5 protein-coding genes are annotated in these 6,000 nt (G+C 47.6%); all 5 read right to left on the bottom strand.

Annotated features, from left to right (window positions below; translation table 11 throughout):
• Positions 1 to 102: 102 nt before the first annotated feature.
• Positions 103 to 1,437: a type I glutamate--ammonia ligase gene (glnA, locus tag H525_RS0116910; protein ID WP_027417146.1), complete on the bottom strand. Its 1,335-nt coding sequence runs from the start codon at positions 1,435 to 1,437 to the stop codon at positions 103 to 105.
• A gap of 66 nt (positions 1,438 to 1,503) precedes the next feature.
• The gene (locus H525_RS0116905) at positions 1,504 to 1,914 is read right to left on the bottom strand and encodes a MerR family transcriptional regulator (protein ID WP_027417145.1); all 411 of its coding nucleotides are present in this window, start codon (positions 1,912 to 1,914) and stop codon (positions 1,504 to 1,506) included.
• Positions 1,915 to 2,008: 94 nt separating this feature from the next.
• Complete coding sequence (locus tag H525_RS0116900) at positions 2,009 to 3,277, bottom strand: methionine gamma-lyase family protein (RefSeq protein ID WP_027417144.1); 1,269 nt, start codon at positions 3,275 to 3,277, stop codon at positions 2,009 to 2,011.
• Between the two features lie 20 nt (positions 3,278 to 3,297).
• A complete protein-coding gene (hflX, locus tag H525_RS0116895; protein ID WP_081413469.1) occupies positions 3,298 to 4,695 on the bottom strand; it encodes a GTPase HflX in 1,398 nt (465 codons plus the stop codon).
• 294 nt (positions 4,696 to 4,989) lie between these two features.
• Positions 4,990 to 5,934, bottom strand: coding sequence for an AAA family ATPase (locus H525_RS0116880; protein WP_027417142.1), 945 nt, complete (start codon positions 5,932 to 5,934; stop codon positions 4,990 to 4,992).
• Between the last annotated feature and the right edge of the window lie 66 nt (positions 5,935 to 6,000).

Here is a 6,000-nt window from a genome sequence, read left to right as displayed (position 1 = left end):
GAAAGTATATGTTGCTTTAACACTGTAAAGCAACATATACTTTCTTTAACGGAAAAAAAAGAGCGCCACAATGGCGCTCTTTTCATTGCCCGCTGAAACGGATTAATAGTTAATATACTGTTCGCGTTCCCATGGGTGAACTTCTGTACGGAACATATCCCACTCGATTTCTTTTGCTTCAATGAATCGCTCCAGTACGTGTTCCCCAATGGCTTTACAGATCACTTCATCGGCTTTTAAGCATTCAATGGCTTCTTTGAGAGTAGCAGGCAGGCTATCAATTCCCGCTTCCGCACGCTCAGCTTCATTCATCACATAGATGTTGCGGTCGACCGGTGCAGGAGCCGTAAATTTATTACGAACGCCATCCAGACCGGCACTGAGAAGTGCAGCCAGTGCCAAATAAGGGTTCGCAGCCGGATCCGGATTACGAACTTCGATGCGGGTGCTTAAACCGCGGGAAGCCGGAATACGGATAAGCGGGCTTCTATTTTTAGCAGACCAGGCTACATAGCAAGGCGCTTCATAACCAGGCACCAGACGCTTATAGGAGTTAACTGTAGGGTTAGTGATAGCCGCGAATCCACGCGCGTGTTTTAACACACCGGCCAGAAACTGAAGCGCAGTCTCACTTAGTCCAAGCTCAGTAGACGGATCTTCAAATACGTTTTTATTCCCGGAAAATAAGGACAGGTTGCAGTGCATGCCAGAACCGTTAATGCCAAAGAGCGGTTTAGGCATGAAAGTCGCATGCAATCCATGTTTGCGGGCGATTGTTTTTACAACGAGTTTAAATGTTTGAATCTGGTCAGCCGCTTCCACTGCATTCGCATATTTAAAGTCAATTTCATGCTGACCCGGTGCTACTTCGTGGTGAGAAGCTTCCATTTGGAATCCCATTTGCTCAAGAGTAAGAACGATATCGCGGCGGCAGTTCTCTCCCAGATCCAGCGGAGCAAAGTCAAAATATCCGCCCTGATCGTTTAAATCTGTCGTAGGGTTTCCATTCTCGTCAAGTTTGAATAAGAAGAATTCAGGCTCAGGCCCAAGGTTAAATGCAGTAAAGCCAAGCTCCTCCGCTTTTTTCAACGCCGCTTTTAACACCTGGCGGGGGTCACCCATAAAAGGCTGGCCTTCCGGCGTATATACGTCACAAATGAAGCGGGCTACTTTCCCATTTTCAGTACTCCAGGGGAAAATCATGAACGTATCAAGGTCAGGATAGAGATACATATCAGATTCTTCAATTCGTACAAACCCCTCGATGGAAGATCCATCAAACATCATTTTATTATCCAACGCCTTTTCAAGTTGGCTTGCCGGGATTTCCACGTTTTTAATCGTACCTAGCAAGTCGGTGAACTGAAGGCGAAGATATTTAACGTTCTCCTCCTCAACCAACCGAATAATGTCTTCACGAGTATACTTTGCTGACATCTTTACCTAACCTCCCTAATATTTTCTCCTTATGCAAGGAGACTCCCATATTGAACCTCTCTATTATTAGTGAAAGAAGCGCGATAGCTCCCCTCTAATAAGCGGTGTTTGTCCCGGCCGATTGGCATGGACAATTTGCTGCTTTAATATCTCCCGCAGCTCCCGTTCAGACATTTCCCTACGTGCTTCTTCTGAACGTTCATCCATAATGGTCTGCTGCTCCGCTGGCATATTATTCCTCAACTCAAGCACTTGTTTAATCCCCGCAATGTTCAGCCCTTTTTCAAGCAATGACTTGATTTCAAGTAGCCGGTCGACATCATTGAAAGAGAAAAGTCGTTGATTCCCTTTTGTTCGAGCGGGAGAAATGAGCTCTTGCTGTTCATAGTAGCGAACTTGGCGAGCCGTTAATTCCGTTAGCTGCATCACAATGCCTATCGGAAACAGCGCCATGTTGCGGCGAATATCATCATTCACGTATGTTCACTCCTTTCGCCTGCTGCTTATGTTTAACATTTTACACGTGTCACATTTCTTCGTCAATACATGTTAGATAACATTACATATTTTTTTAAATCGTTAACAAATGTTTCTCAATCAGTTCATTCAGCGCGGTCAGCACACCTACTTTTACGTGGGACGCAGTCAGCCCGCCCTGCACAAATCCCAGGTACGGCGGACGTAAAGGCCCGTCAGCAGACAGCTCGATACTGGCTCCCTGGACAAAAGCGCCCGCTGCCATGATGACTTCATCCGCGTACCCGGGCATTGCACCCGAATGGGGAACCACATGGGAATCAACCGGTGACGCTTTTTGAATGCCCTGGCAAAAAGTAATCAGGCGGTCTGCGGAACCAAATTCTACGGATTGGATCAGATCGGTGCGGGGTTCATCCCAACGCGGGTTTGTCTTGAATCCGAGTTTCTCCAGCATGGCCGCTGTAAACACCGCTCCTTTTAAAGCTTCTCCCACAACGTGCGGTGCTAGGAAAAAACCCTGATACATTTCATGCAGACTGTAAAGGCTTGCACCGCCTTCCGCGCCGATTCCCGGCGCAATCATACGATAAGAGGCCAGCTCGACCCATTCTTTTTTCCCTACGATATACCCGCCTGTTTTCGCCAGACCGCCGCCTGGATTTTTAATTAAGGATCCTGCAATGATATCTACGCCAACTTGCAAAGGTTCCAGCGCTTCCGTGAATTCACCGTAGCAATTATCCGCAAACACGATAATATCGGGGCGCAGTTCCTTTACAAAAGAAACCATTTCCTTTATTTTTTCAATCGTAAAAGACGGACGGTCTGCATAACCGCGTGAGCGTTGAATACCGATTACTTTTGTATTTGGCTTAAGCGCCTTCTTTACTGCATCTTTATCGACCTCGCCGTCTCGTTTCAACGGAATGGCCTGATACCCGACCCCGTAATCTTTGAGGGAACCCTGGCCATTTCCGCGGACGCCAATCACTCCTTCGAGCGTGTCATACGGTTCCCCGGTAATATACAAAAGTTCATCCCCAGGCCGCAGAATGCCGAAGAGGCAGATGGCAATCGCGTGCGTTCCGCTTATAATATGGTTGCGGACAAGCGCCGCTTCCCCGCCAAAAACATCCGCATAAATTTTCTCCAGCGTTTCACGCCCAACATCATGATATCCGTATCCGGTTGAAGGATTAAAGTGAAAGTCGCTCACCTGATGCTTCTGAAAGGCACGCAGCACCTTAAACTGGTTATAATCGGCCATTCTCTCAATCTCCCGGTAGCGGGGCTGGATTTGTTGTTCAATTTCTTCCATATAGGGGGACAATTTTGCCCCGTGTGGCAAATACGAAAACACGATTTATTCTCTCCTTTTGTCTACACCGTGAAGCTTGAAAGTTCTTTTGATACCTGTTCCGGATTTTTGCCCCGCACTTCCATTTCGTAATACTGCTCGTCCTCCGTGATTTTCTCATGTTGGACTCGCATGGTGCGGTGGAGAAGCGCATACAGATCTCCTCTGCTGATCGGAATACGCAGCAGATACGTGTGATGCTGCCGTTCCATGTGGTCTTGAATGGCCACAAGCAGACGCTTCATGTCTTCTTCCCGATAAGCCGAAACATACAGGACTTCCCCTGTTATCGGCGCGACCGGCTTATCTTCAACACAATCCATTTTATTAAAAACAGTTAACCGTGGGATGGACAGGGCGTCGAGATCTTCAAGAATTTTATCGACAACCTCCATATGGATTTGATACTCGGGATGAGAGGCGTCGACAACCAGCAGGATCAAATCAGCCTCAGCCGCCTCTTCCAGGGTGGATCTGAACGCAGCCACAAGCTGATGCGGCAAATCCTGAATAAATCCGACCGTATCCGTTAAAATAACTTCCTGGCCTCCTGGCAGCTCCACCCGCCGGGAAGTCGGATCTAATGTGGCGAACAACTTGTCTTCTTCTACTATGCCTGCTTCTGTCAGACGATTGAGTATAGTTGATTTCCCGGCGTTCGTATATCCTACAATCGCGACCTGGAACGCCTCATTTTTTTTGCGCCGTTCCCGATACAGTTGACGGTGGCGCTTGACTTCAGAAAGGTGTTCTTTAATTTCACCAATGCGGCGCCGGATATGGCGGCGGTCCGATTCGAGCTTGGTCTCACCAGGTCCCCTTGTCCCAATTCCGGCCCCGAGGCGGGAAAGCTCAGCCCCTTTCCCGGTCAGGCGTGGCAGGCGATACTGCAGTTGAGCCAGTTCAACCTGCAGCTTGCCTTCCCGCGACCGGGCCCGCTGGGAAAAAATATCGAGGATAAGCTGGGTGCGGTCGACCACTTTGCACTCAATCGATTGCTCCAGATTGCGAACCTGCAGCGGGGTCAGTTCGTCATTAAAAATAACCAAATTGGCGTCCAGTTCCTGCACCATCCGGTTTATTTCTTCCACCTTGCCTTTTCCCACGTACCAGCGGCTGTCAACGAGATCACGCCCCTGGGTTACTACCCCAGCCACTTCGGCCCTGGCCGTTTCGGCTAACTCCACTAGCTCGTCCATCGATAATTCAAAACGGCGGGTGTTGCTGCCTTTTCTATAATAGCCAATCAGAATCGCTCGCTCTGTTTGGGTATTTTCTATGGTGTGAATAATGACCACGCTCCTTATCTCCACTATTTTACCAGAAGGAGCGCGCAGGATACATTGAAATCCGTTTTTTTTGCTGAATTTTCTCTTGCAGGAAGCGTCGGCTGTTCGTATTCCTCTGATCTTTTCGCGCATGGTGCCTAATGTGCGCTTTCCTGCTATGTATGAGCGCAGCCAAACGAATCTTGGAGAAAGTATGCAATGGAATGGTCCGTTTCTTATTTTTTGTTTTCTTTCCGTTACATAGTGTTAGGGCAAAAAGGGAGACGTCTTTCCTGTCCGACTTCTCCTTCTTCGAGCTGCCTAGATGTTTCGGACAGGTCTCCCTTTTTGTTCTAACACGGACAGTTTATTCTTCCGGTTAATGGAAATATCCCGCAAAAAAAACAAAACCGGAACATTCCATTCCATTTCCTGGCCCACCCCGATTTAAAGTTTGACATTCGGTTCCGCTTCAAAGTCTTCAGACCGCAATTCCATAAGGAGATTTTTATTCATTTCCGAGGTGTGGTGACTGGTCACCACGCGGATCGCCTGCTGGCGAATCGCTTTTTCTATCATATTTCGCACATGCCGTGCGTTGCTGAAGTGCCCGCTCCCTTCCTCAATCTCCCGCATGAGAAGGCGACGCAAAAGGATGCGTGAGTCCTGCGTAAGATAATAAGCCTGCTCCTGGCACATTCCCTCGGCAATTGCCATCAGCTGGGTCACAGTATAATCGGGAAAATCAAGTTTGATGGGGAACCTGGAAGGGAGACCCGGGTTTGACGCAAGGAAATAATCCATTTCCGCATTATAACCTGCGAGAATAACAATCAGCTGATTGCGGTTATCTTCAAGGCTTTTAATAAGGGTATCAATACACTCCTTACCAAAATCTTTTTCTCCGCCGCGCACAAGCGAATACGCTTCATCAATAAAAAGAACCCCGCCAAGCGCTTTTTTAATAATATCCCTCGTGCGTGAAGCGGTATGCCCGATATATTCTCCTACTAAATCTGCCCGCTCCACTTCAATAAGGTGACCTTTGTCGAGAACTCCCATGTCTTTAAACAGTTTGCCAAGAATACGGGCCACGGTTGTTTTTCCAGTACCCGGATTGCCTTTAAACACCATATGAAACATATGTGGTGCGTTAAATAGCCCCTGTTCTTCCCGCAGTTTACGAATGGTAAGAAAGGCATACATTTCATAGACTAGCTTTTTCACTTCATCCAACCCGACAAGATTCTCTAATTCCTTTAAGGCGCCTGATTCGTTTTCTAATGATTTCTCCATCCGCGAGCTGATTACTTTTTCCCGGGTTTTTTGTGGAATCTTTTCATTATTAAACACTACTTTAATCTGATTCGTGCTCTGACGAATCGATTTCATGTCTTCTCACCCCGAATAGCCCGGCTTCGTGATGCATGGTTCTCTCTTCTTTTCCATGGTAACATT

Source organism: Aneurinibacillus terranovensis DSM 18919 (assembly GCF_000430625.1).
In the GTDB taxonomy this organism is placed as follows: domain Bacteria; phylum Bacillota; class Bacilli; order Aneurinibacillales; family Aneurinibacillaceae; genus Aneurinibacillus_B; species Aneurinibacillus_B terranovensis.
This window is presented reverse-complemented; position numbering and strand designations above follow the sequence as displayed.